Origin of the sequence: Novosphingobium sp. MBES04, from assembly GCF_000813185.1 — a bacterium.
GTDB lineage: Bacteria > Pseudomonadota > Alphaproteobacteria > Sphingomonadales > Sphingomonadaceae > Novosphingobium > Novosphingobium decolorationis.
On sequence record NZ_DF850488.1, the window covers coordinates 2,388,809 to 2,413,517 of the forward strand.

Genomic DNA, 24,709 nt, shown 5'->3' on the forward strand with positions numbered 1-24,709 from the left:
GGCGCAGATCGGCATCTCGCGTCCGGGCATCGTCGGTGCCTTGGCGGGCATCGAGAGCGGCGCCTCTCCCGTCTGGGACCAGCTTTCCAGGACGGTGAGCGGGTCGAAGTCCTCGAAGGCGGGGCCACCGCCGCAGTGGGTCATGCCCGGCACCACGAACAGGCGCGCGAAGTCATCGCCGTTCTGCGCCGCGGCCTCACCGTACCAGCGCGCGATGTCGTCGGCCGAGAAGATCGGATCGGCTGCGCCCTGGAAGATCACCATCTTGCCGCCACGCTGGACGAAGGTGGAGAGGCGGGTTTCGTCGGCATCGAAATAACCGCCCACCTGCGCCACTTCGCGTGCCAGCTGGCCGTAGTCCGGGTGCGTGCCGATTTCGTGGGGCGGGGTGAGGAAGAGATTTTCAGTCGAGGGGACCGAAAGCGAGAGGTGCATGGCCGGGCGCTGATCGCTGCCCAGCTTCCACGCGCGCCAGCCCGCGCTGTTGATGCCCGGGTCCCAGGGCCAGGTGCTGTAGACGGCGTTGCCCTGTGCGTCCTTAGGGCCGCCCATGACCGCGTTCAGTGTGTCGAGCTTGGCCTGGCTCAGCTTGCCGCGCAGCACCTTGGGGGCGAAGTGGCACTTGCCGAAGGCCGCGACAATGCCGTCCTTCACGCCGTCGAGTTCGTCGCACTGCTTGAGAACCGCGCTCGAGACGAGATCGAGGTCCGACTGGGTGAGCGCATCGTAGAACGCGCCCTTTCCGGCCAGCGCCTGGAACTGGCGCACATCCCAGACCGAGCCCAGCGCCGCGCGGCTGAGGTGGAAGCCGGGATTGCCTGCGACCACGCCGTCGAATTCGGTAGGAAAGCGCATGGCTGCCTGCATCGCCTCGCGCCCGCCGTTCGAGCAGCCCATGAAGTAGGAGGTTTGCGCCGAGCGGCCATAACGCGCGCGGATAAGCGCCTTGGCGGTGTCGCTCACCTTGCCGATCGAGGCGTAGGCCAGGTCGAGCACGGCCTGCTGGTCGACCGCGAAATCGAGGTTGGGCTTGTCGTGGCCACTGTCCATGCTGACGACCGCATAGCCACGCTGCAGCGCGGGCGTCGCGGTCGAGCCGGTGCTCGGGATGGCGCCGATGGCGGGCGCGATGAAGCCGTCGGTGCCGCCACCGCCCTGGAACAGGAAGCGTCCGTTCCACTTTTCGGGCAGGCGCATCTGGAAGCGGATCGCGTAGTGCCCGCCCACGCCCTCACGGTCGCCGATACGGCCTTCGACAAGGCAGTGCGGCCCTGCGGGCACGGGGCGCGGCGAGCCTCCGGTCATGGCGCTCATCGGGTCGGCTGGGATCGGCGCGCTGCCCTGGGCCTCGGCCTTGGTGAAGGTGACGCCGGGAAGTTCGAGCGTGAGAAGGTCCGAACAATCGCGCGCCATGGCGGGCGAGGCCGAAAAGGCGATGGCGGCCGCTGCGGCCGTACCCATGAACCGGTATTTCATTCTGGTTTCCCTGCTCTTGTCGTGCCCGAAAGTATCGGAACGGGGCTCGGCTGATCGTGTGCCAGCACCATAGAGGCGGGAAGCGAGGCTGTTCAGTGCCGTATTGCTCCATGCCGTGTGAAGCGCAGTTCACCATCGGGTTTTGCACAAGGCAACCATGAAACGGCATTTCGCCGGGCACGTCGCGCGGATCGGGACGCCATGGGGCAACGAGCGCATCGCTCGTTTGCTGGTGAATGGAGCCCGTATCGGCTCCGCGCGTGACGCGGTGGCCTAGGATCTGACCCTGGTCAGGCCCGGGCTCTTGGTTCAGGAAGTCTGTTGGAGCGCCTCGCCAACGGCTCGGGCCGTGTCCGCGCCAGAGCGGCGTTGACGAGACGGGATCCCCCGCGCGGGTTCAGTCGGAGCCGAACAGATCGCGGGTGTAGACCTTGTCCGCGACATCGCGGATGGCATCGGTCTGGCGGTTGGCGATGATGATGTCGCAGTCCTGCTTGAACGCGTCGAGATCGCGCATGATCTTCGAGCCGAAGAAGGTCTCCTCGCTCATCGCCGGTTCGTAGATGACCACCTCGATACCCTTGGCCTTGATCCGCTTCATGATTCCCTGGATCGAGGACTGGCGGAAATTGTCGGAACCGGCCTTCATCACGAGCCGGTAGACGCCGACTTTCTTCGGTCTGCGGGCGATGATCTGGTCGGCCAGAAAGTCCTTTCGGGTCCGATTGGCATCGACGATCGCACGGATCAGGTTCTGGGGGACTTCGGAGTAGTTCGCGAGCAGCTGCTTGGTGTCCTTGGGGAGGCAGTAGCCGCCGTAGCCGAAACTCGGGTTGTTGTAGTGCGTGCCGATCCGCGGGTCGAGGCCAACCCCTTCGATGATCTGGCGGGTGTTGATGCCCCTGGAAATGGCGTAGCTGTCGAGCTCGTTGAAGAAGGCCACGCGCATTGCAAGATAGGTGTTCGCGAATAGCTTGATCGCTTCGGCCTCGTCGGCGTCGGTGAACAGGACCGTGATATCGTCCTTCTCGGCACCTTGCACCAGCAGGTCGGCAAAGATCCGGGCGCGCTCTGAGCGTTCGCCCACGATGATCCGCGACGGGTTCAGGTTGTCGTAGAGGGCGCGGCCTTCGCGCAGGAATTCCGGGCTGAAGATGACCTGCTGCGTGTCCATGCGCTGGCGCACGTCCCGCACATACCCGACCGGAACCGTGGACTTGATGACGATCGTGGCCGCAGGCGCGTGGGTGGTTGCCAGCCCTATGACCGCTTCCACCGAGGAGGTGTCGAATTTGTCGGTCTCGACATCGTAGTTGGTTGGCGTTGCGATGATGACATAGTCGGCATCGGCGAGCGCCTCTTCGGCAGAGGTCGTGCCGCGCAGGTCGAGCTTGCGCTCGTGCAGGAACTCTTCCAGTTCCGCATCCACGATCGGAGACTGGCGTGCGTTGAGCATCTCCACGCGCTCGGCCGAAATATCGACGGCCACGACCGTGTTGTGCTGCGCGAGCAGGACGGCATTGGACAGGCCGACATAACCGAGGCCAAAGACAGCAATTTTCATCTACGAGTACTCTTGCGGTGGTAGTGCGGTGGTGCCGGAACGTTCGCGAACGATCAGACCTGTCGCCTCATACTGCGAATTTGGCCGGGGAATGTCACGTTTCGAAGAGTGGTAAGCCATCTGGGCTGCCTGGCGTAAGGCGCGGACATCGAGCTGGCTTCCTTTTCGTGGCATCGGGCCTTTCGTGGCGCCGGGCCTTTCTTGGCGCCGTGTCACGGAAGGCGGGTCCGGACCTATGCGAGAGCCCGTAGTCGAACTCGACCCCTGCGACAACGGCGACGTCGACCATCCGTGCGAATTCCTTGCCGAACATGCCCGAACGGGCCCGACGCGGAAAGATCGCGGCGAGCCCGTTGGTGGATGGGCAGGATTATGTCGCGGCGCGGGGGGCAGTACGCAGACCAGATCGATCCGCGCGCGTCTCGCTGGTCAGTCGGGCAGCATGGCGGTGGGCCACCAGGTGATGATGTGCTCGTCGTGGGCGGAGGTCCACACGCCCTCGGGGGTGTAGCGCAGCGCCCCGCTGCCCGCGGCCTTGCCCATGCGGGCGGTGATTTCGGAGGTCGCCGCGTCGATGACGACGAAGCGCTGGTCGTCGGTGGTGCGCAGCCAGACCTTGCCCGCGCCGGTGTCGATGTCGCCCCACTTGAGGTTGTCGCCGACCTTGATCCGGCCGGTCACCTCGACGCTGGCCGGATCGACGCGCGCCAGCGTGCCGTCACCCTGTTCCTGGACCCAGACCGCCCCTTCGCCCGCAGCGAGGAAGCCGGGTGTCGTGCCAAGAGGGGTGCTTCCGGTCACTTTGTTGGTGGCCGGATCGATGCGCTGGAGCGTCTGCTTCTCGGCGCTGACGGCCCACACGGCATCAAAGCCATAAGCCAGGTACCAGGTGCCCGGATCGACGGTGACTTGCGCGGTTACCGCGTTGGTGGCGGGGTCGATGCGCGCGACCTGTCCGTTGGGATTGCTCGCGACCCAGATCGAGCCTGCGCCGAAGGCGACGTTCAGCTCGCCCGCCTGGTTGGCGATGCCGGTGTAGATCGCGGCGACGAGCTTGCCGCTGGCAAGATCGATGCGGTTGATCGTGCCCGCGCCGCAGTCGGCCACCCACAGCGAACCGGCCGCGATGCTCATGGTGCCACACGGGCGCCCGAGCGGGACCTGCGCCTGCTTGCCCGCGCGCGACCATTTTTCGACCCGGCCCCGGTTGGTGGCCCAGACGCTGTCGCCATCGACGGCCAGGAAGTCGGCGAAGTCGGGGACATGGACGACAGTCTCATCCTGCGCCAGCGCAGGGCTGGCGAGCGAAACCATGGCGGCGACAGCGCCTGCCGCCAGAGTGCGCGTGTACCTGTTCATCCGATGTCCCCCATTCAACGTAGTGTGCGCAAGAGTGCCTGGTGCGACCCGAAGCGTGGCTCTCGTCTCAGCCGAGGCTGGCGATATAGTTGCGCCAACCGCCAAGAGCGGTGATGTCGGTGGCACCGATCGTCGCGCGCGGTTCGGACACGAAGCCCTTGACGCTGGAGCCATCGGCCAGCGTGACCGTGCCGATGGCAAGCGGGGCGGGCACTTCGGCGACGAAGCTGCCGAATTCGGCCGCACCCAGCTCGTAGACTTCGACCGGCAGGCTGGTGCCGCCTTCCTCGAAGACGAGCGCGGGCTTGGGGGGCGTGCTGTTGGCCAGCGCGTAGAGGCGGTAGCTGGGCGCGGTGTCGAAGGCGCCGATGAACTTGGCGTTGCGCGAGGTCAGCTGCCAGTGGAGCGGCATGTCCTTCAGGTGGGCGCCGACAACGGCCAGTTTCACGGTTTCCATACGTCCCTCAAGATCAAGCGGTGGCAAAGGAGAAGATTTGCGCGCGGCAAGGTAGCCATCGGCGACGTCAAGCAGCGCGCGGTCGGTGTCGGCAGGCCCGATCAGTGTCACGCCAAAGCCGGTGCCGTTGTCGCGGATTCCGGCCGGGACCGCGAGCGCGGCCATGTCGAGCAGGTTCACGAAGTTGGTGTAGTAGCCAAGGTTGGAATTGAGCGCGACGGGCGCTTTGGCCAGCTCGGCCACACGGTAGGTGGTGCCGGTGGTGGGGAAGGCGAGCATGTCGACCTCCTCCCAGAGAAGGTCGGCGTGGCGCTTCAGCTCAGCCATGCGGTAGATGCCGTTGAAGAGCTCGACCGCGCCGATCTTCAGGCCCGGTTCCACCACCTCGCGCACGACCGGGTCGATCGCCTCGGGATCGCTCGTCAGCAGGCTTTCGATGGCCGCAGTACGCTCGGCAACCCACGGCCCGCCGTAGAGGAGGAGCGCAGCTTCCTGAAGCGGGGCGTAGTCGATCTCGACGATCCTGGCCTCGCGGCCCAGCACCTCGAGAGCCTGTTCGTAGAAGGTTTCGGCTGCGGCATCGCCGAAGAACTGGCGCTGATCCTTGCGCGGCACGCCGATGACTTTGGGCGCAAGCGGCGCGTCGGCCAGCGGCTTGGAGTAGGGATCGGCGACATCGAAGCCCGCGATCACGCCGTCGACAAGGCGCGCGTCGGCGGTATCGTCGGTGAAGACGGTGATGCAGTCGATGGTGCGGCAGGCCGGGACCAGCCCCTTGGTGCTCCAGCGGCCCTTGGTGGGCTTGAAGCCGATGAGGTGGTTGAAGGCGGCGGGAACGCGGCCCGACCCCGCCGTATCGGTGCCCAGCGCAAAGGGCACGATGCCCGCCGCGACCACGACCGAGGAGCCCGAACTGGACCCGCCGCTGACGTAAGCCTGGTTATAGGCGTTGCGCGGGATGCCGTAGGGGCTGCGCGTGCCGACAAGGCCGGTGGCGAACTGGTCGAGGTTGGTCTTGCCGATGAGGATGGCGCCCGCCTCGCGCAGCCGCGCGACCACGGTGGCGTCCTCGTCGGGCGCGTAGGCGAAGGCGGGGCAGGCGGCGGTGGTCTGGAGCCCGGCCGCATCGATGTTGTCCTTCACCGCGAAGGGCACGCCCGCAAGTGGCAGGCTCTCGCCCGCCGCCACGCGCGCATCTACCGCGCGGGCCTCAGCCAGTACGACCTCGGGCGCGGCGCGGCTGATCCAGATCTGGGGCTGGATCGCGTCGTAGCTCTCGGCCCGCGCGAGCGTTTCCTCGGCAACGGCAAGGGCGGTGAGGGTGCCCGCGTTGACACGGGCGGCAATGTCCGCAGCGCTGCGGCGGCTCAGGTCCATCATGCGGTCCTCGACAGGGCGAGCATCGGCGAGCCGGGCTGCAACGACTTGCCCTCTTCCATGTAGATCGCCGAGATCGTGCCCGATCCCGGGCTCTCGACAGGGGCTTCCATCTTCATCGCCTCGACCACCGCGATACGGTCGCCCGCCTTCACGATGTCGCCGGGCGAGACGAGAAGCTGGGCGACAACGCCGCCATAGGGCGCCTCGATGAGGTCGGCACCTTCGGGCACGTCAACGGCGACGGGTTCGAGGTCTTCAACGTCCTCGGCCTCAGCCACACGGTCGAATTCGCCGTTACGGTGCCATTCGGCGCGTTCCTCGTCGAACGCGGCCTGGCGGGTGGCCTGGAATTCCCCGATCGATTCCGCGTTGTCCGCAAGGAACTTGCGGTAGTCGGCCAGACGGAACTCGCTCTCCTCGATCTGGATCGAGCGGCGCCCGTTGGGAAACTCGCGGCGCCATTCCATCAGCTCGTCCGGGCTTACCGGATAGAAGCGGATCTGGTCGAAGAAGCGCAGCAGCCAGGGCTTGCCGTCTGTGAAGGCGTCGGTCTGGCGGTAGGTGTTCCAGACCTGGATCGTGCGCCCGAAGAGCTGGTAGCCGCCCGGACCTTCCATGCCGTAGATGCACATGTAGGCGCCGCCGATGCCCACGACGTTGGGCGGTGTCCAGGTGCGCGCCGGGTTGTACTTGGTGGTGACGAGGCGGTGGCGCGGGTCCATCGGGGTCGCCACTGGCGCGCCGAGGTAGACGTCGCCCAGACCCAGCACGATGTAGTTGGCGTCGAACACGATGTTGTTGACCGCATCGGCATCGGGAAGCCCGTTGACGCGGCGGATGAACTCGATGTTGTCGGGGCACCAGGGCGCATCGTCGCGCACGATCGACATGTACTTCTCGATCGTCTCGAGAGTGGCCGGGTCGCGCCAGCTCAAGGGCAGGTGGACAACGCGAGAGGGAACGGTGAAGTCTTCCAGATCGCCCAGGCGCTCTTCGGCGGAGATGAGGGCGTCCAGCGCGTCCTTCTGGCGCAGCACTTCGCCATCGAAGTGGAATTGCAGCGAGCGGATGCCGGGCACGATGTCGATCACGCCGGGCAGCGCCATCTTCTCCAGTTCGGCCATTAGCGCGTGGACGCGGATGCGCAGCTCCACGTCGAGGACAATGTCGCCGTACTCGATGAGGATGTTGCGGTCGCCCTGCTGGCGGTAGACCGTGCGCGGACGGCCCGGGCCTTCGGGCAGCTGGGCGAGGATCGGGTCAAGGTCGGCAACATCGCGGTGCGGCGTCGCCGGTACGGGGGTGCCGCTTTCGAGGAAGGCGCGCTGCGCGGCGTGGGCCACGTCGGCGTCGTCCATGGTCACCGGCACGAAGCGCACCTTGTCGCCTGCGGTGAGCTGGCCGACCTTCCACAAGTCCGCCGCGATCACCACGAAGGGGCACACGAAGCCGCCCAGCGACGGGCCATCGGGGCCCAGGATGATCGGCATGTCGCCGGTGAAGTCGACCGCGCCGATGGCGTAGGCGTTGTCGTGGATGTTGGAGGGGTGCAGGCCCGCCTCGCCGCCGTCGGTGCGTGCCCACTGCGGCTTGGGGCCGACGAGGCGCACGCCGGTGCGGTTGGAGTTGTAGTGGACCTGCCAGCTCGCCGAGACGAGCGTGCCGATGTCATCGTCGGTGAAGAAGTCCGGCGCGCCGTGGGGGCCGTAGAGGACGCGCAGCGTCCACTCGGTCGAAACTTCGGGGATCTCGGGCGTGGGGAGCGCCGTCCCCGTGGGCTTGCCGCCCAGGTGCAGCGTGTCACCTGCCAGCAGGCGGCGCGCGGCGGGGCCGCCGAACTGGCCGAGCTCGAAGGTCGAGCAGCTGCCCAGGTACGGCGCGACATCGAGGCCGCCCGCAAAGAGGATGTAGCCGCGCATGCCGCCGCCGGTCGCCCGGCCCATCGAGAGAGTCTGGCCGGCTGCAATCTCGAGCACGGTGCCGCGCGCGACCGGCTGGTCGTCGAGCCGGGCGCCGAAGTCCGCGCCCATCAGGCAGATGCGGGCAGGGGCCGTGAAAGCGAGCGTCGGGCCGGTGACGGTGATCTCCAGGCCCTCGGTGCCTTCGGGATTGCCGAGCAGGCGGTTGCCGAGGCGGAACGACTGGTCGTCCATCGGACCCGAAGGGGGTACGCCGACCGCCCAGTACTTCTGGCGGCCCGGCCAGTCCTGCACGGTCGTCGCCGTGCCGCCTGCAACGACGCGAAATCCGGTGGGCTGGTAGGAAATGGTGTCGAGGACGCGGGTGGAGACCGCGCCGCTGGTGAATTCCTCGCAGCGGGTGACATCGCGCAGCCAGCGCAGGTTGGTCTCGATACCGTCGATACGCGCCGTGTCGGCAACCTTCTGCACGGCCGCGATAGCTTCCTCGCGGGTGGGCGCGTGGACGATCAGCTTGGCGAGCATGGGATCGTACCAGGCGGTGATCTCGCTGCCGCCCGCGACCCAGGTCTCGACGCGGATGTCCTCGGGGAATTCCACGTTGGTGAGGATGCCCGTGGTCGGGCGGTAGTCGAGCGAGGGGTCCTCGGCGTAGATGCGCAGCTGGACCGCGTGGCCCCGGGGCGCGCCGTGATCTTCGGACAGGAAGGCGTAGTCGCCCGCGCCGCCGCGGATCATCCATTCGACAAGGTCGATGCCGAAGACTTCCTCGGTTACGCCATGCTCGACCTGGAGGCGCGTGTTCATTTCCAGGAAGAAGAACTGCTCCTTGTCGGCATCGTAGAGGAATTCCACGGTGCCCGCCGAGCGGTAGTTGGCCGCTTCGCCCAGGCGAATGGCCGAGGCAATGAGTTCCTCGCGCACGGCTTGGGGAAGGCAGGGGGCGGGGCTTTCCTCGACCACCTTCTGGTTGCGGCGCTGGAGCGAGCAGTCGCGCTCACCCAGGGCGACGACCTTGCCTTCGCCATCGCCGAAGAGCTGGACCTCGATGTGGCGCGCGCGGCGGATGTAGCTTTCAAGGAACACGCCCGCATCGCCAAAGCTCGCCTGGCCCTGGCGCTTGACCGAGGCGAAGCCCTCGCGCACGTCACCTTCGTTCTCGCACACGCGCATGCCGATGCCGCCGCCGCCTGCGGTGGCCTTGAGCATGATCGGGTAGCCGATCCTGGCGGCGGCCGCGACGGCCTCTTCCTCGTCGGTGAGGAGGTCGGTGCCGGGCGCCAGGGGCACGTCGTGCGCGGCGGCGAGCGCGCGGGCAGAGTGCTTGAGGCCGAAGGTCGAGATGTTCTCGGGCGTCGGGCCCACGAAGACGATCCCCGCATCGGCGCAGGCCTGCGCGAACTCGAGGTTCTCGGAAAGGAAGCCGTAGCCCGGGTGGATGGCCCCCGCGCCGGTTTCCCTGGCCGCCGCAATGATCGCTGCGATGTCGAGGTAGCTCTCGGAGGGCTTGGCCTCGCCGATGCAGACCGCGACGTCGGCCTCGGAGACGTGGAGCGAGCCCTCGTCGGCCTTGGAGTAGACCGCCACCGAGCGCAGGCCCATGCGGCGCAGGGTACGGATGATGCGGGTTGCGATCGCGCCCCTGTTGGCGATCAGGACGGTGTCGAAGGTCATGCGGTCACGATCATCCGGACGGGGCTCGGGTTGAAGCCGTTGCAGGGGTTGTTGATCTGCGGGCAGTTCGAGACGACAACGATGACGTCCATCTCGGCCTTGAGATCGACGGTAAGGCCCGGCGCCGAGATGCCATCGACGATGCCCAGCGACCCGTCCGCCTCGACCGGAACATTCATGAAGAAGTTGATGTTCGAGACGATGTCGCGCTTGGTGCGCCCCTCGGTGAGGTTGGCGTTGAGGAAGTTCTCGACGCAGGCGTGCTGGGCCTTGGTGTGGTGGCCGTAGCGCAGCGTGTTCGATTCGCACGAGCACGCGCCGCCGATGGTGTCGTGGTAAGCGACCGAGGTGCCCGCGATGGTCATCATCGGGTTGCCCTCGTTCGAGCGCAGCACGGTGCCCTCGCGCAGGAACAGGTTGCCCTGCGCCGAAACGGTGTCCTGCGCGCTGTAGCGCTCGGCGTCGTCGGCCTCGGAATAGAGCAGGAAGTCGACGGCCTGGTTGCCCTCCAGGTCGACGATGCGCAGCGTCTCGCCCGCCTTGATGTGGTGCAGCCAGGGGCTGCGCGCGGGAACGGTCTCGTCGTGGACAACGGCGCCGGAAAGATCGGCCAGGTAGGGATCAGCGGTCATGGCACTTGGTCCTTTCAGCGACGGAAGTAGTCTTCGACATTGAGGAAGGCGCGGCGGCCTTCCGGCGTGGCGTTGCGCACCGCATCGTCCTCGGGGGTGATGGGCCCGCGCCAGGCGGTCGCGCGAAGGGGAGTGCACGACCATTCCTCGCGCGGGTCCATCACGTGGGGGCAGTTGGCGATCACCACGATCACGTCCATTTCCGCGCGCAGGATCACGCTGCGCCCGGCATCGAAGGGGCCGGTGAGGGGGGTGATGACCCCGTCGTCCTCAACCCGCACGCCCTTGAACAGGTTGACGCACGGGTGCACGTCGCGCGGGCCCAGGCCATGTTTGGCCACCCCGTTCAGGAAGCGGTCGCGGCCGTTGGAGAAGTAGGGGGCGGGCTCCTGGCCCTTGCCGTACTTCGCCGCGCTCAGCTTCGCGTTGGAGACACCGCAGAAGCAGTCGTGCGTCTCGGCCTCGTCCTCGACCAGGCTCATCAGCACGCGGCCCATGTCGGAGAGGAGCAGGCGGCCCTTCTCCAGGTAGGCGTTCCACTGGACCTTCACCGTGTCTGCGACGTTGAGACGTTCGCTGGGCATCTCGGCGTTGAAGATCAGGAGCGAAGCGCAGGCATCCCCCTTGAGATCGACGAGACGCAGGCGCGCGCCGCGCGCCAGGCGCCGCGTGGCATAGCCGCCCGCCGCGATGGTCTCTTCCCAGACAAGGTCGCTGGGCGAAATGCCGGCGGGAAGATCGTCGGCCACCGGCGGCAGCACGGGCATGCTTTCCACCACGGTGCCTTCCATGCTGCGGGCATGGTCGCGCGCGGCCAGGGGATTTTCCAGGGTCTGTGTCATGGATGCGCTCCGGGAATGTGAGGGGGCGTGTCGGGGGCGCCGCGGTCCTGCTTGTGGAGCGGCGGCAGAAGCGAGGTGGTGGTCACCAGTTCGAGCTGCTGAAGGCCGCGCAGGCGGCGGATCGCGTCGCACAGCTCCTTGAGGCGGGCGTAGGGGCCCTGCACCAGGAGCACTTCCAGCGAGCGGTCGTGTTCGAGGAAGATGTGCTGCGAGGAGATGATCTCCTTCAGGAAGCCGGACTGGGTGCGGAAGAGCTGGTGGCGCATGCGCCCGCGCTCGCCGCGGTAGACCATGGTGATCGTGCCCGCGAGCATCTCGTCGGGACGGAACAGCGATTCGTGCTCGGCCAGGGCCTGGCGGATCAGTTCGGCGATCAGCTGCGAGCGCGAGGGCAGGGCCCGTTCCGCCACCATCACGTCGAGCTGCCGGAACAGTTCGGCGGGCAAGCTCATGCTGAGACGGGCAAGGGAAGCGGATTCGGAGCTCATGCCTCTGGTCTCTCAGTTATTACGAACTTCGTCAATAGTAATACGCTCGGCGTGGTAGGTGACCTGCGCATTCTCCTTGTCGAGCGGCAGGTCGTAGACCACCGTCGCGCCGTAACGGTGCGGCGCCTGGGGGTCGTGGCGGCGCTTGTCGAGCGTGAGCACACGGGTCCCCAGGGTGAAGGCCTCGCGGATGTCGTGGGTGACCATGACGATGGTCAGCGCATAGTCGCGCCACAGCCGCGAGATGAGCTCGTGCATGTCCGCGCGGATGCCCGGATCGAGCGCGCCGAGCGGCTCATCTAGAAGCAGGATGCGCGGACGCTTGATGAGCGCCTGGGCAATCGCGAGGCGCTGCTGCATGCCGCCCGACATCTCGGCCGGGTAGCTGTCGAGATTGGCGCCCAGCCCCACCGCGGCCAGCATCTCGGCGGCTTCCTCGCGGGCCTGGCGCCTCGCCGAACCGAACAGGCGGGCGGAAAAGGGCGCGCCGTCGCATTCGTGCCCGAACATGACGTTGCGCAGCGCGGTCAGGTGCGGGAAGGTGGAATAGCGCTGGAAGACGACGCCCCGGTCAGGCCCGCATTCGGGCGGCAGCGGGGTGCCGTCGAGCAGGATCTTCCCGCGGCTGGGACCTTCCTGGCCCAGGATCAGGCGCAGGAAGCTGCTCTTGCCTGCGCCCGAGGGGCCGACCACCGAAACGAAGGACCCTTCCTCGATGTCGAGGCTGAGGTTCTCGATGATGACCTTGTCCCCATACTCGACCCAGACGTTGCGGAGGCTGAGAAGGCTGCTCAATGGTCGTCTCCATGGGCCCAGGCAAAGCCGCGCTTGCTGATCGTGACGAGAACGAAGTCGATGGCGATGGCGAGGAGCGCGATCCAGGCGACGTAGGGCAGGATCACGTCCATCGAGAGATAGCGGCGGACCAGGAAGATGCGGTAGCCAAGCCCGACATCCGACGCGATCGCCTCGGCCGAGATCAGGAACACCCAGGCCGGGCCCAGCGCCAGGCGGATCGCCTGGATCAGGCGGGGCATGGCCTGGGGCAGCGCGACGCGGATCATGACCTGCCAGCTGCTTGCGCCCAGCGTCTGGGCCTTGATGATGAGCTCGCGCGGGAGCGCCTGGACGTGGGCGGCAACGTCGCGGATCATGACCGGCGCAATGCCCACCACGATCAGCGCCACCTTGGCCGTCTCGCCAAGGCCGAGCGCGATGAAGAGGATGGGAAGAAGGGCAATCGGGGGGATCACCGCGATGCCCGTCACCAGCGGCCCGAAGGTGGCGCGCACAGGCGGCAGGATGCCGAGCACGAGGCCGACCGCGAGCGCCATCAGCGTCGAGATGCCAAGGCCGATGCCCAGGCGCTGGAGGCTGGCCAGCGTGTCGGCCCAGAAGATGAACTGCCCGGAGAGCTTGTCCGGCTCCATGATGAGCGCGGACATGCTCGAGACCATGGCCGAGGGAAGCGGCAGGATCTTGTCGGCCGGGTTGGCCTCGTGCCGCTGGACGGCCAGGAACAGGTAGGTCAGCACGAGGAGCAGGATCGGTAGCGATCCGAGGAAAATCCGGTTGCTCCGGCCGACCTGGCGATTCACCCAACGCATAAGCGGCGCCTCACCTCAGGTTCGATATTTCGGGGAGAAGAGAAGGGAAGCGGCCGCTCAGAGCTTCTTGTCGGCCGCCATCTTCATGAAGCTGTCGTCGAAACGCAGCGTGACGTTCTGCGCATTGCCCAGCGTCTTGCCGCCGGGGAAGGACATGCCCACGGTGTCGGCCGAGGGCGCACCGCCGAAGAGCCCCTGCGCGTAGCTGAAGTCGCGCACGCGGGTCATGGTGGTGACAAGCGCAGCATCGTCGGTCGCCTTCACCGCCTCGGCCGGGTCGGCGTAGAGGTGAGTGGTGGCAAGCTGGCTGTCGAACTGCGCGGGGCTGGCGCCGGCGAGCTTGGCCATCGCCGCGCGCGCCTCCTTGCCCTGTGCATTCTGCTGCTGCATCAGCGCGACCGTTTCGTACCAGATGCCGGTCAGCGCCTTGCCGAGCTTGGGGTTGGCCTTCAGCGTCTTGGTGTCGACGACGAGAAGGTCGAGGATTTCGCCGGGAATATCGGCCGAACTGAAGACCTCGTTGGCGCCGTCTTGCGCCTTCATCGAGGAGAGCTGCGGGTTCCAGGCCACCGCGGCCTTGACGTCGGGGCTGGCAAAGGCGCCCACGATGTCGGCATCGGCGGTGTTGATGGTGTTCACGTCGCGCAAGGTCATGTTCACCGATTCGAGCGCGCGGGCGAGCAGGTAGTGCGAGACCGAAAGCTCGACCAGGTTGACCGGCTGGCCCTTGATCGCCTTGAGATCCGATGCGTTCTTGAGCAGCACGCCGTCGTTGCCGTTCGAGTAGTCGCCCACGATGATCGCGCTGGTGTCCTTGCCGCCCGCGGCCGGGATGGTGAGCGCGTCCATGTTGGCGACCGTCACGCCGTCGAGCTTGCCCGCGGTGTACTGGTTCACCGATTCGACGTAGTCGTTCACCTGCACGATGTTGATCGTGATGCCGTACTTGTCGGCCCACTTCTTCACGATGCCGGCCTGCTGGGCATAGGGCCAGGGCATCCAGCCGGCGTAGATCGACCAGCCGATGTTGAACTCGGTGCGCGGGGTCTCGGGCGCGTCCGCAGGCCCGGAGCACGACGCGGTGAAGAGCGCTCCGGTGGTCACGGCGAGGGCGGCGGCCTTGCGGATGGATGCGAGCATGAATCAGTCCCCTTTCGCAGCGCAACATTGCGCGTCTGGAAGGGCTTGTCCATCCAAAATGTATTACTTCGTGAAGATTGTGTAATACCGACGCGGAGGCAGTGCTGACAGGTCGTCACCTGGGATGCCGCGCGCAGGATACGGCTTCAGGGTCGCATTTCTGCGGCTTCGCACCCCTGTTTAGCCCCGCGGGGCTTCTCTTCGCGCGCGATCGTTACCTCTGCGCGAAGGTGCGCATTCAGGCCGCTTCGGCGCCTCGCGCCGCTTTCCCGGTAACCGCCGAGGTTGCGGCGTCCAGGCCGTCCTGTTCGTGCAGTGGGGGGAGCAGGGCGGTGGTCGTGACGAGTTCGAGCTGGCTGACGCCGCGAATGCCGCGCAGCGCGTCGGCCAGGTCGGCCAGGCGCACGGCCGGGCCCTGGACCAGCAGCACTTCGAGCGACTGGTCATCCTCGAGAAAGACATGCTGCGAGGAGATGACTTCCTTGAGGAACTCGGTCTGGCGCTCGGCAAGCTGCTGGCGCACACGGCCCCGGTCGCCGCGATAGACAATGGTGATCGTGCCCGCGAGCATCTCGTCGGGACGGGTGCGCGCCTCATGCTTGGCAAGCGAGTGGCGGATCAGTTCGGCGATCAGCTGCGAGCGCGAGGGCAGGCCGCGTTCCTCGACCATGATGTCGAGCTGGCGGAACAGGTCGGCGGGCAGGCTCATGCTGAGGCGGGCAAGTTCGGTGCTCATCGGTCTCTCAACTCGTCTCGTCTTGGGGCCCGCGCCGGGGCAAGGCATCCTTGAAGGATCGGGCGCGCTGTCTCTCCTCAATCGCGAAAAGTATTCGGCTTGTCCATCGGCAATATTACCACGTTCGCTCTTCGGTAATATCAAGGCGGGGCGGGAGGTCATGTCCGGGGTGTGGTGCCCGAAAGTCCGCGTGCATCCGGGTGTGGCATAAGGGGCACAGCACGAGGCCAGAGTGCGGCGAATCACGCTTTCGCACTGCAAAACGCCAGCGTCCCGGAGCGATTTGCACACGCGGATAAGGAGGCAAGGGTAAGCATTTCCGCGAGTTACGACTTTTCAATGCGCAATGTTGCGGCCGCGAATTAATACTCTTGACGCAATCTGTAATATCAATACCGTGTCCCTATTCGCCACTGAGAGCGAGCTTGGACACGGGGAGGAGAACGCAAGGGTTGCGCCGTATTTCGGCGCGATGAGGGAGATTCGTAATGGCTCGAACGCCGACCTTCAGTCCGGATTACCACGAGGAGCACGAACCTGTGTCTTCCAACGCTTCGGCTGTCGGAATTGACTTTGCTCCGGCACCGCGTGCGGCAGGACTCAAGGCGCTGTTCGTCGATCTTCTTCCGCCCTTCACGGTTCTGGCCGTCGTTCTCTTCTGGATGTTCGCGCCCGCCTCGCTGACGCAGAGCCCCTGGTCGCTGGTTGTTGCCGGGCTTGCGGTGACGACGTTCGTGCAACTTCTCGAGTGGGCGTTCGAGCGCCACGAAGGTTGGCGCATGAACGGCCGCGAATTCGCGACCGACGTTTTCTACGTTGCGCTGGGCTACACCGCCATTGGCTGGCTGGTCGAGGTGGCGGGCGATGGGCCGCTGTTCGCGCTCAAGGAAACGCTCGGTATCGCGACGCCCTGGGCGGGCGAGCTGCCGTTCCTCGTGCAGGTCGTGATGGTCATGGTCCTGTTCGAGTTCGGGCAGTACTGGATGCACCGCCTGATGCACAATTCGACGCCGTTCTGGCTGACCCACGCGCCGCACCATCACGTCACCCAGCTCAACGCGATGAAGGGCTATGTCGGCAACCCGATCGAGCTTTTCCTGATCGGTCTCAGCGTCCTTGCCTTCTTCGATTTCGATATGGTTCCGGTGTTCTGCGCCTTCAACGTGCTCGGCGTTGTCTCGACCTACGCCCATGCCAACGTGCGCGCGAACCCGCCGGCGTTCTACGCCTTCTTCTTCACCACCATCCGCCACCACAGCCTGCATCACTCGACCGACTACGAGAGCACGCGCTGCAACTATGCCAATTCGCTCATCCTGCTCGACCGCCTGATGGGCACCTACCGCGAAGGTGAGGCGAGGGTGGTCGGCCAGGACGACCTGCGGCGCCTCACGATCCGGGAGCAGTTCCTGTTTCCCTTCCAGCCGGTGATCGATCGCCTGCGCAGCACGACCAAGACCACGAAGGCGTCGACCGGCCAGCCGTAACGCACCGGAAGCATCCGGCGCGCGCAGCATCCCGTGTGCGCCGGGGTCTTCATTCCACCAACCAATCGGATCCGGCCCTGGCGGTGTGCTGTCAGGGAACGGGCAAGCTTTAACTAAAATCTACAGGGGGTTTGCATGTCAATTCGGGGACAATTCAAGGCCGGACTCTTGTGCGCGACCGGCATTACCTGCGCGGCGCTGGCCTCGCCCGCGCTGGCCGATGAGGCGGCCGACGCACCGGCGGATGTCGCGGCTCCGGCTAGCGCTGCGGCGGCTGCCGATGCGCCTGCACTGGTCGGCTCGGCGATCGTCGTCTCGGCCACCCGCCGCGACACCACGATCATGGAAACGCCGATCAACATCAGCGCGATCAGCGGCGATGATCTGCAGGAACAGCACATCGACGACATGCGCAACCTGGGCGCCTTCACGCCGGGTGTGACGATCCTCGACAACGGTCCGCGCGGCGCGGGCACGATTGTCATGCGCGGCCTTTCGGCCAGCGACACGTCGGCCACGGCCGGTGACAACTCGAACTCGGCCGTCGGCATGTACCTGGGCGAAGTGCCCATGTACTACGACTTCAAGCTGATCGACATCAACCGCGTCGAGACGCTCCTTGGCCCCCAGGGTACGCTCTATGGTCTGGGCACGCTGGCGGGCGCGATGCGCAACATGCCCAATCGCCCCGACGCCGGCGAATTCTCGTTCGAGGGCAGCGGCCGCGTCTTCGACATGGCCCACTCGGGCGACACCGGCTACAACGGCTACGGCGTCGTCAACGTGCCGCTCGTGGAGGACACGATCGCGTTCCGCTCGGCGACCGGCTACTACTTCACCCCGGGCTTCATCGACTATCCCTACCTGCTGCAGGAGCCGGGAACGTCGCTTCCGCAGCCGGGCGGTGTCGACAATCCGCTGGGCAGTGAGGCGGACCAGGACGCGAACTTCACGCGCGGCAAGGATCTCAACTTCGAGCGCACCTTCACCACCCGCAACCAGCTTGGTTTCTACGCCGACGATCTCAAGGTCTACGTGACCTACGCGCATCAGGAGACCAAGACCGACGGCCGCTCGGCCAATGGCGGCGGTGTCGTGGGTGAAGGCCGCTACGAGGCGCCGTGGCGCTACAAGGAGCCCGCCAAGCGCAGCGGCGACCTCCTTTCGCTCGAGGTCGAGGGCAACGTCGCGGACGCGGTCAACGTGGTGTTCGTCTCGGCCTATACCCAGCGCAAGGCCGAGTATCAGGGCGACAACACCGACCTCCTGATCGACCTCGACTACGACTACGAAACTTTCCCCGGGTTCTCGAGCTACAACCAGTCGAACCAGAAGGAGCACGCCTTCACCAACGAACTGCGCTTCGTCTCGACCTTCGACGGCCCGCTCAGCTTCGTGGCGGGTGCCTTCTGGAATCGCCAGAAATACCGTTCGAACTACGACGAATACGTGCCCGGCTTTCCCGAGCACGCAAACGACGTCGATCTGTGTGGTGATTACTATTTCTGCGGCCAAGACTTTATCACCGATCACAGCGATCCGGAGTACGCACACGAGTATTCATCCTATGTGCGCACCTCGACGGATGAGAAGGGCCTCTACGGCGAGCTAACCTGGCACTTCACCGATGATCTGCAGCTCACCGGGGGCTTGCGCTACTACAAGTACGATGCCTGGGTGAACGGCGGCTCCTACCTGCCTCTGTGGGATCCTGGCTACAGCTCGCGCTCGGGCAGCACCTCGAAGGACGGCCTTGTCTACAAGATCAACGCCTCGTGGAACATCGCGCCCGAGTTCATGGTCTACGGCACCTGGTCGACCGGTTACCGCATTGGCGGCGTGAACCGCGTGGCGCCGTGCAGCCAGCAAGTCATCGACATCCACGAAGCCGGTGGTGAGCAGAACGGCCAGACGCTGTGCGCCCTGCCGAACGAACTCGATTACGGTCCGGACGAAACCAAGAACGCCGAAATCGGCATGCGCGCTCAGCTGTTCGACAACAAGCTGATGCTCACGCTGGCGGCCTTCCATGTTTCTTGGGATGGTATCCAGCTTGACGGTCAGACCACCTACGGGGCCATCGGCATCACGTCGAACGGCGGCAAGGCGGTGTCGAAGGGCATCGACGTCTCGTTCCAGGCGCAGCCGCTGCCCGGCCTCTCGATCCGCGGCAACTACTCCTACCTTGATGCGCACCTGACCGAGGACGTGCCCGATCTGCTCTCGATTGCCGGTGGCGATCTTGTCGGTGCCTTCTCGGGCGACCGTCTGCCCGGCTCGGCCAAGAACAAGGGCGCGATCGGGGCGACCTACGAGCTGCCGGTGGGCGACAATGCGCTCAACTTCGGCTGGACCGCGACCTATACCGGGAACATCCTGACCCGCGTGGGCAGCCGTGGCGGCGGCGAGAAGCTGCCGGATTACTGGATGCACCAGGCCAACATCACCTACAAGACCGACCGTTTCGACGTGGGTGTCTTCGCGACCAACATCTTCGATACCTACGCGGTGACCGGCGTCAGCAACGACCTGACCCGCCGCAACCTGGTCAACGACGGGGTGATCTCGCGCTACTACGCGCGCTCGGTGGCCCAGCCGCGCACCATCGGCGTGCAGGGCACCGTGCGCTTCTAAAGCGCAGGGCCGGGCTGACGGCTCCTGGAACGAGAGGGCGCGGGGACTCCAGTCTCCGCGCCCTTTTCGTGTGCCGGCTGGGTAAGGATGTTCAGTCGAGCGCTATGCCGCGCGCGTGGAAGAAGGCGGCAACCTTCTCCATGTCGGCGGCGTGGGTCTTCCAGCGCCCGATCCCGTCGCGGTTGAGCGTGCGGCGCACCTGTGCGGCGCTGGGCGTCGCGACGGCGGCGGTGTTGCGATGAAAGTCGAGGCAGGCCGCATCCCAGTCGAGCTCGCAATGGGCCAGGAGACGGCGGGTTTCCTCCTCCTGGTTGTCGACCAGCGCCTCGTAGCCGAACTGGAGTACCCGTCCCGGAAAACGCGTCTCCCAGAACGCCATCAGCGCATCGAAACGCGCGTAGTAGCGGGCGGTGTCCATGAGGTCATAGGAATAGGCGTAGTAGGCCGACGTCGTGGCGAACAGATTGCGCAGGTTGCTCCAGACCGTGTCCATCGCGCCGCGGCGCAGGCACACGATCCTGGCATTCGGCAGCGCCTGCAGGATGTGGCCGATATAAAGGAAATTGGCGGGCAGCTTGTCGGTGAAGCGGGGCGTCTTGCTGCGCCGATGATGGCGCGCGCGGACAAGGTAGGCCTCACCGATGGCGGCGGGCGCGCAGTTCGCGCTTGCCGCGATCGTCGGGGCATCGATGACCTGGCGCGAGGGCGTGCGGGCCATCTGCTTTACCGCCAGCGGCATTGCCTGCAGCTCGCCGGTCGCCTCCACGTCGCGGTGCGAGGAGAGGATACGGTCGACCAGCGTGGTGCCCGTGCGCGGCATGCCGACCACGAAGATCGGTGCGGCATCGGGGCAGCCCGGCTGGGTGGCGAGCGCGGTGTCGGTGCGCTGGAAGAGCGTTTCGAGCGCCTCGAAGATGGCCGCGTCCTGCGCAAAGTCATAGCCCGTCGCGCGCTTGTGCGCGGTGTTCGCGGCGTGAAGCTGGGCGAAGGCCTCGGCCGGGGCGCCGATATCCTCCAGTTCCTTGGCCAGCGCGTAGCGCAGGCGCAGCGTGTCGCCGGGCGGCGGGTCGCTGGCGAGCACGTTTTCAAGGCGCGCCACATTGTTGGCCTCGCGCGTCTGGCGCGCTACGATCGAGAGGGCGTAATGCACTCGCGCATTGCCGGGATCGGCGGCGAGGATCGTCTCGTAATGCGTGCGCGCCTCCTCGACTTTTCCCGTAAAGCCCAGCGCCGCGGCAAGGTTGTAGCGGAAGTCGAAGTTGTCGGGCGCGCCGTCCACCGCGCGGGTGAAAGGGGCAAGCGAGGCTTCGTGGTCGCCCAGCCGCGCCAGCACGCAGCCCAGCGTGTCGAGCGCGAGCGGATCCGTGCAGGGGAGCGCCAGCGCGCGCGCGGCGACTTCGCCCGCCTCGCCGTCGCGCCGCAGCAGGATCAGCGTCTTGGCCAGCTGGGCGAGATACTCGGCGTTCCCGGGCGCCATCTGCGCGGCGCGCTGAAGCAGGGGAAGCGCCTTGCCGAATTGCCCGCTTTCCGCTGCGGCCATCCCGGCCAGGAACGGGCCTGCGGGATGGCTGGGTTCGCTCTGGCAGAGAGCCTGCGCGGCCGTGGCGGCTGCGGCGATGTCGCCGCGTCGCAGGGCCGCGCGGGCCTGGTCTTCGAGTGTCATGGCATCCTTGCTCGCTGTCGCGGGGGCGCTCCGGTCCCGCGCGACGGCGCGGCGCCGGTTTATCCGAGCCTAACCGGGCAGGCGGGGAGCGGCAATTGCCTTTACGCATGCCAGGCCAGGTCCATGCGCCCGCACGCGTCTCGCGCATGACCCGCTCGCGCGGGCGCGCGCGAATCAGTTCTGTGTGGAGGTGCCCGAACGGTCGGGTTTGCACGGCGGTCCAAGGGCTTGTCGGCCCGGCCTTGCGCGCAAAGGGCCTTCGTGAGACGTTTGTCGTTCAGGGAGCGGGCGATCCGGCCGGCAAAGCGGTCGGGCGCAAACTCCGGGATTCTGCGCATTTTGTGCCTGCAGGTGCCTTTCGGCGCATCAAGAAAACCGGAAAAAACAGTGCTGCGGCAATAATATGCGCTCCAAGCCCAATTGGGCATGGACAGCTGCGGAATCGATTATTACGATACCTGTATTCAGTATTACTAGAACGATTGGCTGCGTATTACGGGGGTAGGTAATATGGACGGAGTTCGCGTAGGAAAACGTATCATCGGGGCTGACTCTCCCGTCACTATCGGCTGGGAAAACCTCGGCCGGGTCGAGGGTGGCCCGGTAAAGCGTTTCATCTTCACCTGGTTTCAGCCCGCGGTGCTTGTCGCGCTCGTGCTGTTCTGGATGTACGCGCCCGATTCCATTGCCAAGACCTCGACCGCGATCGGCATCGGCATTGGCTTCAAGGCGCTGCTCTACGTGCTGGAATGGGTAAGCCCGCGCTACAAGAGCTGGCGTCTCACCTGGAAGGAACTGGTCGTCGACCTGTTCTACGTCGCCATCGCCTACACGCTGATCCGCGCGGTGGGTAAGCACTTTGGCAGCGATGTCTGGGCCGAACACATCCTGGCGGCCTTCAACTGGGAAAAATTCGCCTGGTTCACGGACATGCCGCTCCTGCTGCAGGCCTTCCTGATCACGCTCTTCGCGGACATCTGCTACTACTGGATGCACCGCGGCATGCACAACTGGTACCCGCTGTGGCTGACCCACTCGGTGCACCACTACATTACCCAGCTCAACATCAACAAGGGATCGATCGGCAGCCCGATCGAGATCTTCCTGATCGGCCTTGGCATCGGTGGCTTCTTCGACTTCCTGCCGCGCGCCGCGCTGCTCGCAGGTTCGCTGGGTATGGCGATCAGCATCTACCAGCACGCCAACATCCGCTTCAACACGCCGCGCTGGTGGGGCTATGTGTTCAACACCACCGAACACCACAGCGTGCACCACTCGCAGGATTTCGAGGGCAGCCGCAGCAATTACTGCAACACCTACATCTTCCTTGATCGTATCTTCGGCACCTGCGTCGATGGCGAGGCGGAAGTGCTGGGCATGGAAGGCGGCCGCCGCATGTCGGTCTGGGAGCAGATGCACTATCCCTTCACCGAGGCCTGGAAGACCAGCAAGGCGTTCGTCCAGCGTCGCCTGCATCCGGGCGCCTCGGGTTCGACCGTACCTGCCGAATGATGCCGGCCGGGCGCCCTTTGCGGGGCGCCCGCCTGCGCCCCTATCGCTTTTCGGGACCGGTGCGCCGGTCCGCAGGACAGCCATGTCCGCCGTACGCCATTGCGGGAGTACCCTTCGCGTGAACTTGCCCCTTATCGACACCCTCTGGCGCGTGCGCGGGTCGCTCCCGCTCGACACCGCCGCGCCCGCCTCGGAGATCTTCGCGCGCCTTGAAAGCCTGTTCCAGGTCGCCGGAACGAACTACGAGATCGAGAACGATGCTCTGACCTTCCACAAGAAGGACCCGCTCTCGCAGGACAAGATGTCGATCTACAAGAGCGGCACCTTGAACGTGCGCCACGAAGGCGAGGGGCGCTCGCTCGCCTGGGACATGCACAGCCCGGCGCTGATGTTCTGCTTCTGCCTGCCCTTCTTCTTCCTCGGCGTTGCCTGGCTGTTGGAGGAATCGCGCACGCCCAGCTTCGTCTTCACCGGGATCTTCGCGTTTCTCTACGTGGTGGGGCGCATTCTTGAACCGCGGCTGTTCCGCGCCGAGCTGCGCCGCCGCATCGCGGGCGAGGTGAACGGCGACATGGGCGCTCCCGCCCACTCCTGATCGGAGCGTCGCGCGCTTTCCCGGAAAAGCGCGGTTTCTTGATCCATGTCGGGTTTGCCGGCCCGCCGCCATGCTAGTCTTCGCCGCGAGGAGCGAGGGAGAATACGCAGCATGGCGAGGGTCAAGGCAACCACGAGCGCGGGCACCGGCGCGGCACGGACTGCGCAATTCCACCTTCTGGCCAAGCCGAGCGGCCCGGCCTGCAATCTCGACTGCGACTACTGCTTCTATCTGGAGAAGGAAGCGCTTTACGAGCGGCCCGCCAAGCGCCGCATGGCGCCCGAGGTGCTCGACGCCTACGTGCGCAACGTGCTCGCATCGACACCGCCCGAGGCCACGCCGCTCTTCGCCTGGCAGGGCGGCGAGCCCACCTTGCAGGGCCTGCCCTTCTTCCGCGAGGCGGTCCGCCTGCAGAAGCTCTACGCCGCTGGGCGACCCGTCACCAACACGCTCCAGACCAACGGCGTCCTGATCGACGAGGACTGGGCGCGCTTCCTGGCCGAGGAGCGTTTCCTCGTTGGCCTCAGCCTCGACGGGCCGGGCGAGGTCCACGACCGCTACCGTCGTTACCGTTCGGGCGCGCCTTCGCACCATCTGGTGATGGCGGCGTTGGAACGGCTGCAGCGCCACGGTGTCGACTACAACGTGCTGACCTGTGTGGACCGCCATTCCGCGCGCCAGCCCCAGGCGATCTACGATTTCCTCAAGGCGGCGGGCGTCGAGTTCATCCAGTTCACCCCCGTGGTCGAGCGGGTGGCCGGGCGGGATTACGCGGCGCAGGGCTTCGACCTTGCAGGCCCCGGCGCGTCCCCTGCGCACGGCAAGTCCCCGCAGGTCGCGCCCTTCGCGGTTCTGCCCGAGGCCTGGGGTGACTTTCTCGTCGGCGTGTTCAACCGCTGGCGCAAGGCCGATATCGGGCGCGTCTTCGTCATGAACATCGAGTGGGCGCTGGCCTCGTACATGGGCCAGCCGGGCGCGGTGTGCCTGCACCAGAAGCAATGCGGGCACGCCCTGGCGAGCGAATACAACGGCGATGTCTATTCCTGCGACCACTACGTCTATCCCGACTATCGCCTGGGCAACCTTGCCGAGGACAGCATTGCCGACATGGTCCTTTCTCCGCGCCAGCAGGCGTTCGGGGAGGCCAAGTGGCGCGATCTTCCGGGCAAGTGCCGCTCCTGCGCGCAGCTGACCTTGTGCTGGGGAGGGTGCCCCAAGCATCGCTTCACCCGCACGCGCGACGGGGAAGCAGGGCTCAATTACCTGTGCCGGGGCTACGAGCGCTATTTCCGCCACATCACCCCCTGGCTGAGCGTGATTGCCCAGCGCGTGATGGCAGGGCAGCCGCTGGAGCCGGTCATGGCGATGAGCCCGGCGCAGGTACGCGCGCAGGCATAGAAGGTAGAAGGTCAGATCCGAGGGCCATCGCCCTCGGGCTCCCCGAACTATCCACCTCACCTTTCGCGCGCCGCGCTGGCTGAGAGAGGCAAGCTCGCCCGTTCTGGGGGCAAGGGGGGATGACCCCTTGCAGCCTACTTGCGCCT

The 24,709-nt window shown here is 66.1% G+C and carries 18 protein-coding genes; 5 read left to right on the forward strand and 13 right to left on the reverse strand.

The features are described from left to right. From MBENS4_RS10610 to MBENS4_RS10665, 12 genes are all read right to left on the reverse strand, one after another. Positions 1 to 1,476, reverse strand: a 1,476-nt coding sequence (locus MBENS4_RS10610) for a tannase/feruloyl esterase family alpha/beta hydrolase (protein WP_039390641.1), incomplete at its 3' end; no start/stop codon positions are given. Positions 1,477 to 1,873: 397 nt separating this feature from the next. Continuing rightward, a complete protein-coding gene (locus MBENS4_RS10615; RefSeq protein ID WP_039390643.1) occupies positions 1,874 to 3,040 on the reverse strand; it encodes a nucleotide sugar dehydrogenase in 1,167 nt (388 codons plus the stop codon). Positions 3,041 to 3,469: 429 nt separating this feature from the next. Beyond that, on the reverse strand, positions 3,470 to 4,399 hold the full coding sequence (locus tag MBENS4_RS10620; protein WP_039390645.1) for a Vgb family protein: 930 nt from the start codon (positions 4,397 to 4,399) through the stop codon (positions 3,470 to 3,472). A gap of 67 nt (positions 4,400 to 4,466) precedes the next feature. Continuing rightward, positions 4,467 to 6,236: an allophanate hydrolase gene (atzF, locus tag MBENS4_RS10625; protein ID WP_039390647.1), complete on the reverse strand. Its 1,770-nt coding sequence runs from the start codon at positions 6,234 to 6,236 to the stop codon at positions 4,467 to 4,469. After that, a complete protein-coding gene (uca, locus tag MBENS4_RS10630; RefSeq protein WP_039390655.1) occupies positions 6,233 to 9,829 on the reverse strand; it encodes an urea carboxylase in 3,597 nt (1,198 codons plus the stop codon). Before uca ends, atzF begins: the two co-directional genes overlap by 4 nt. Further along, positions 9,826 to 10,461: an urea amidolyase associated protein UAAP2 gene (locus MBENS4_RS10635; RefSeq protein ID WP_039390656.1), complete on the reverse strand. Its 636-nt coding sequence runs from the start codon at positions 10,459 to 10,461 to the stop codon at positions 9,826 to 9,828. The genes uca and MBENS4_RS10635 overlap by 4 nt, the downstream gene beginning before the upstream one ends. Positions 10,462 to 10,475: 14 nt before the next feature. After that, a complete protein-coding gene (locus MBENS4_RS10640) occupies positions 10,476 to 11,303 on the reverse strand; it encodes an urea amidolyase associated protein UAAP1 (protein ID WP_039390657.1) in 828 nt (275 codons plus the stop codon). Further along, on the reverse strand, positions 11,300 to 11,791 hold the full coding sequence (locus MBENS4_RS10645; protein ID WP_039390659.1) for a CopG family ribbon-helix-helix protein: 492 nt from the start codon (positions 11,789 to 11,791) through the stop codon (positions 11,300 to 11,302). The genes MBENS4_RS10640 and MBENS4_RS10645 overlap by 4 nt, the downstream gene beginning before the upstream one ends. Positions 11,792 to 11,803: 12 nt before the next feature. Next, positions 11,804 to 12,586 (reverse strand): ABC transporter ATP-binding protein, encoded by a 783-nt coding sequence (locus tag MBENS4_RS10650; RefSeq protein WP_039390661.1) that lies wholly within the window; start codon positions 12,584 to 12,586, stop codon positions 11,804 to 11,806. Beyond that, positions 12,583 to 13,398: an ABC transporter permease gene (locus MBENS4_RS10655; RefSeq protein WP_039390662.1), complete on the reverse strand. Its 816-nt coding sequence runs from the start codon at positions 13,396 to 13,398 to the stop codon at positions 12,583 to 12,585. Before MBENS4_RS10655 ends, MBENS4_RS10650 begins: the two co-directional genes overlap by 4 nt. Before the next feature lie 57 nt (positions 13,399 to 13,455). Further along, entirely contained in the window at positions 13,456 to 14,538 is a 1,083-nt protein-coding gene (locus MBENS4_RS10660; protein WP_039390664.1) for a putative urea ABC transporter substrate-binding protein, read from the reverse strand. 238 nt (positions 14,539 to 14,776) lie between these two features. Continuing rightward, entirely contained in the window at positions 14,777 to 15,274 is a 498-nt protein-coding gene (locus tag MBENS4_RS10665) for a CopG family ribbon-helix-helix protein (RefSeq protein ID WP_039390666.1), read from the reverse strand. Positions 15,275 to 15,762: 488 nt separating this feature from the next. Here MBENS4_RS10665 and MBENS4_RS10670 point away from each other — a divergent pair, with 488 nt between their 5' ends. Further along, positions 15,763 to 16,761, forward strand: a complete 999-nt coding sequence (locus tag MBENS4_RS10670; protein ID WP_084592038.1) for a sterol desaturase family protein — start codon at positions 15,763 to 15,765, stop codon at positions 16,759 to 16,761. 135 nt (positions 16,762 to 16,896) lie between these two features. Then, a complete protein-coding gene (locus tag MBENS4_RS10675) occupies positions 16,897 to 19,395 on the forward strand; it encodes a TonB-dependent receptor (protein WP_039390668.1) in 2,499 nt (832 codons plus the stop codon). A gap of 91 nt (positions 19,396 to 19,486) precedes the next feature. On the opposite strand, the gene MBENS4_RS10680 is transcribed toward MBENS4_RS10675, so the two are convergent. Next, on the reverse strand, positions 19,487 to 21,058 hold the full coding sequence (locus MBENS4_RS10680) for a tetratricopeptide repeat-containing sulfotransferase family protein (protein WP_039390670.1): 1,572 nt from the start codon (positions 21,056 to 21,058) through the stop codon (positions 19,487 to 19,489). 510 nt (positions 21,059 to 21,568) lie between these two features. Between MBENS4_RS10680 and MBENS4_RS10685 the strand changes: the two genes are divergently transcribed. The 3 genes from MBENS4_RS10685 to MBENS4_RS10695 all read left to right on the forward strand — a co-directional run bounded on the left by MBENS4_RS10685 (position 21,569) and on the right by MBENS4_RS10695 (position 24,563). Further along, positions 21,569 to 22,570: a sterol desaturase family protein gene (locus MBENS4_RS10685; protein WP_039390671.1), complete on the forward strand. Its 1,002-nt coding sequence runs from the start codon at positions 21,569 to 21,571 to the stop codon at positions 22,568 to 22,570. A gap of 118 nt (positions 22,571 to 22,688) precedes the next feature. Continuing rightward, on the forward strand, positions 22,689 to 23,165 hold the full coding sequence (locus MBENS4_RS10690) for a hypothetical protein (protein WP_052322192.1): 477 nt from the start codon (positions 22,689 to 22,691) through the stop codon (positions 23,163 to 23,165). 111 nt (positions 23,166 to 23,276) lie between these two features. Beyond that, positions 23,277 to 24,563, forward strand: a complete 1,287-nt coding sequence (locus tag MBENS4_RS10695) for an anaerobic sulfatase maturase (protein ID WP_052322193.1) — start codon at positions 23,277 to 23,279, stop codon at positions 24,561 to 24,563. The last annotated feature ends 146 nt before the right edge of the window (positions 24,564 to 24,709 follow it).

Excerpts from the sequence above, each read along its gene's own strand:
- MBENS4_RS10615 (WP_039390643.1), bottom strand. The coding sequence starts at position 3,040 with ATGAAAATTGCTGTCTTTGGCCTCGGTTATGTCGGCCTGTCCAATGCC.
- MBENS4_RS10620 (WP_039390645.1), bottom strand. The coding sequence starts at position 4,399 with ATGAACAGGTACACGCGCACTCTGGCGGCAGGCGCTGTCGCCGCCATG.
- atzF (WP_039390647.1), bottom strand. The coding sequence starts at position 6,236 with ATGATGGACCTGAGCCGCCGCAGCGCTGCGGACATTGCCGCCCGTGTC.
- uca (WP_039390655.1), bottom strand. The coding sequence starts at position 9,829 with ATGACCTTCGACACCGTCCTGATCGCCAACAGGGGCGCGATCGCAACC.
- MBENS4_RS10635 (WP_039390656.1), bottom strand. The coding sequence starts at position 10,461 with ATGACCGCTGATCCCTACCTGGCCGATCTTTCCGGCGCCGTTGTCCAC.
- MBENS4_RS10640 (WP_039390657.1), bottom strand. The coding sequence starts at position 11,303 with ATGACACAGACCCTGGAAAATCCCCTGGCCGCGCGCGACCATGCCCGC.
- MBENS4_RS10645 (WP_039390659.1), bottom strand. The coding sequence starts at position 11,791 with ATGAGCTCCGAATCCGCTTCCCTTGCCCGTCTCAGCATGAGCTTGCCC.
- MBENS4_RS10655 (WP_039390662.1), bottom strand. The coding sequence starts at position 13,398 with ATGCGTTGGGTGAATCGCCAGGTCGGCCGGAGCAACCGGATTTTCCTC.
- MBENS4_RS10660 (WP_039390664.1), bottom strand. The coding sequence starts at position 14,538 with ATGCTCGCATCCATCCGCAAGGCCGCCGCCCTCGCCGTGACCACCGGA.
- MBENS4_RS10665 (WP_039390666.1), bottom strand. The coding sequence starts at position 15,274 with ATGAGCACCGAACTTGCCCGCCTCAGCATGAGCCTGCCCGCCGACCTG.
- MBENS4_RS10670 (WP_084592038.1), top strand. The coding sequence starts at position 15,763 with ATGGCTCGAACGCCGACCTTCAGTCCGGATTACCACGAGGAGCACGAA.
- MBENS4_RS10675 (WP_039390668.1), top strand. The coding sequence starts at position 16,897 with ATGTCAATTCGGGGACAATTCAAGGCCGGACTCTTGTGCGCGACCGGC.
- MBENS4_RS10680 (WP_039390670.1), bottom strand. The coding sequence starts at position 21,058 with ATGACACTCGAAGACCAGGCCCGCGCGGCCCTGCGACGCGGCGACATC.
- MBENS4_RS10685 (WP_039390671.1), top strand. The coding sequence starts at position 21,569 with ATGGACGGAGTTCGCGTAGGAAAACGTATCATCGGGGCTGACTCTCCC.
- MBENS4_RS10695 (WP_052322193.1), top strand. The coding sequence starts at position 23,277 with ATGGCGAGGGTCAAGGCAACCACGAGCGCGGGCACCGGCGCGGCACGG.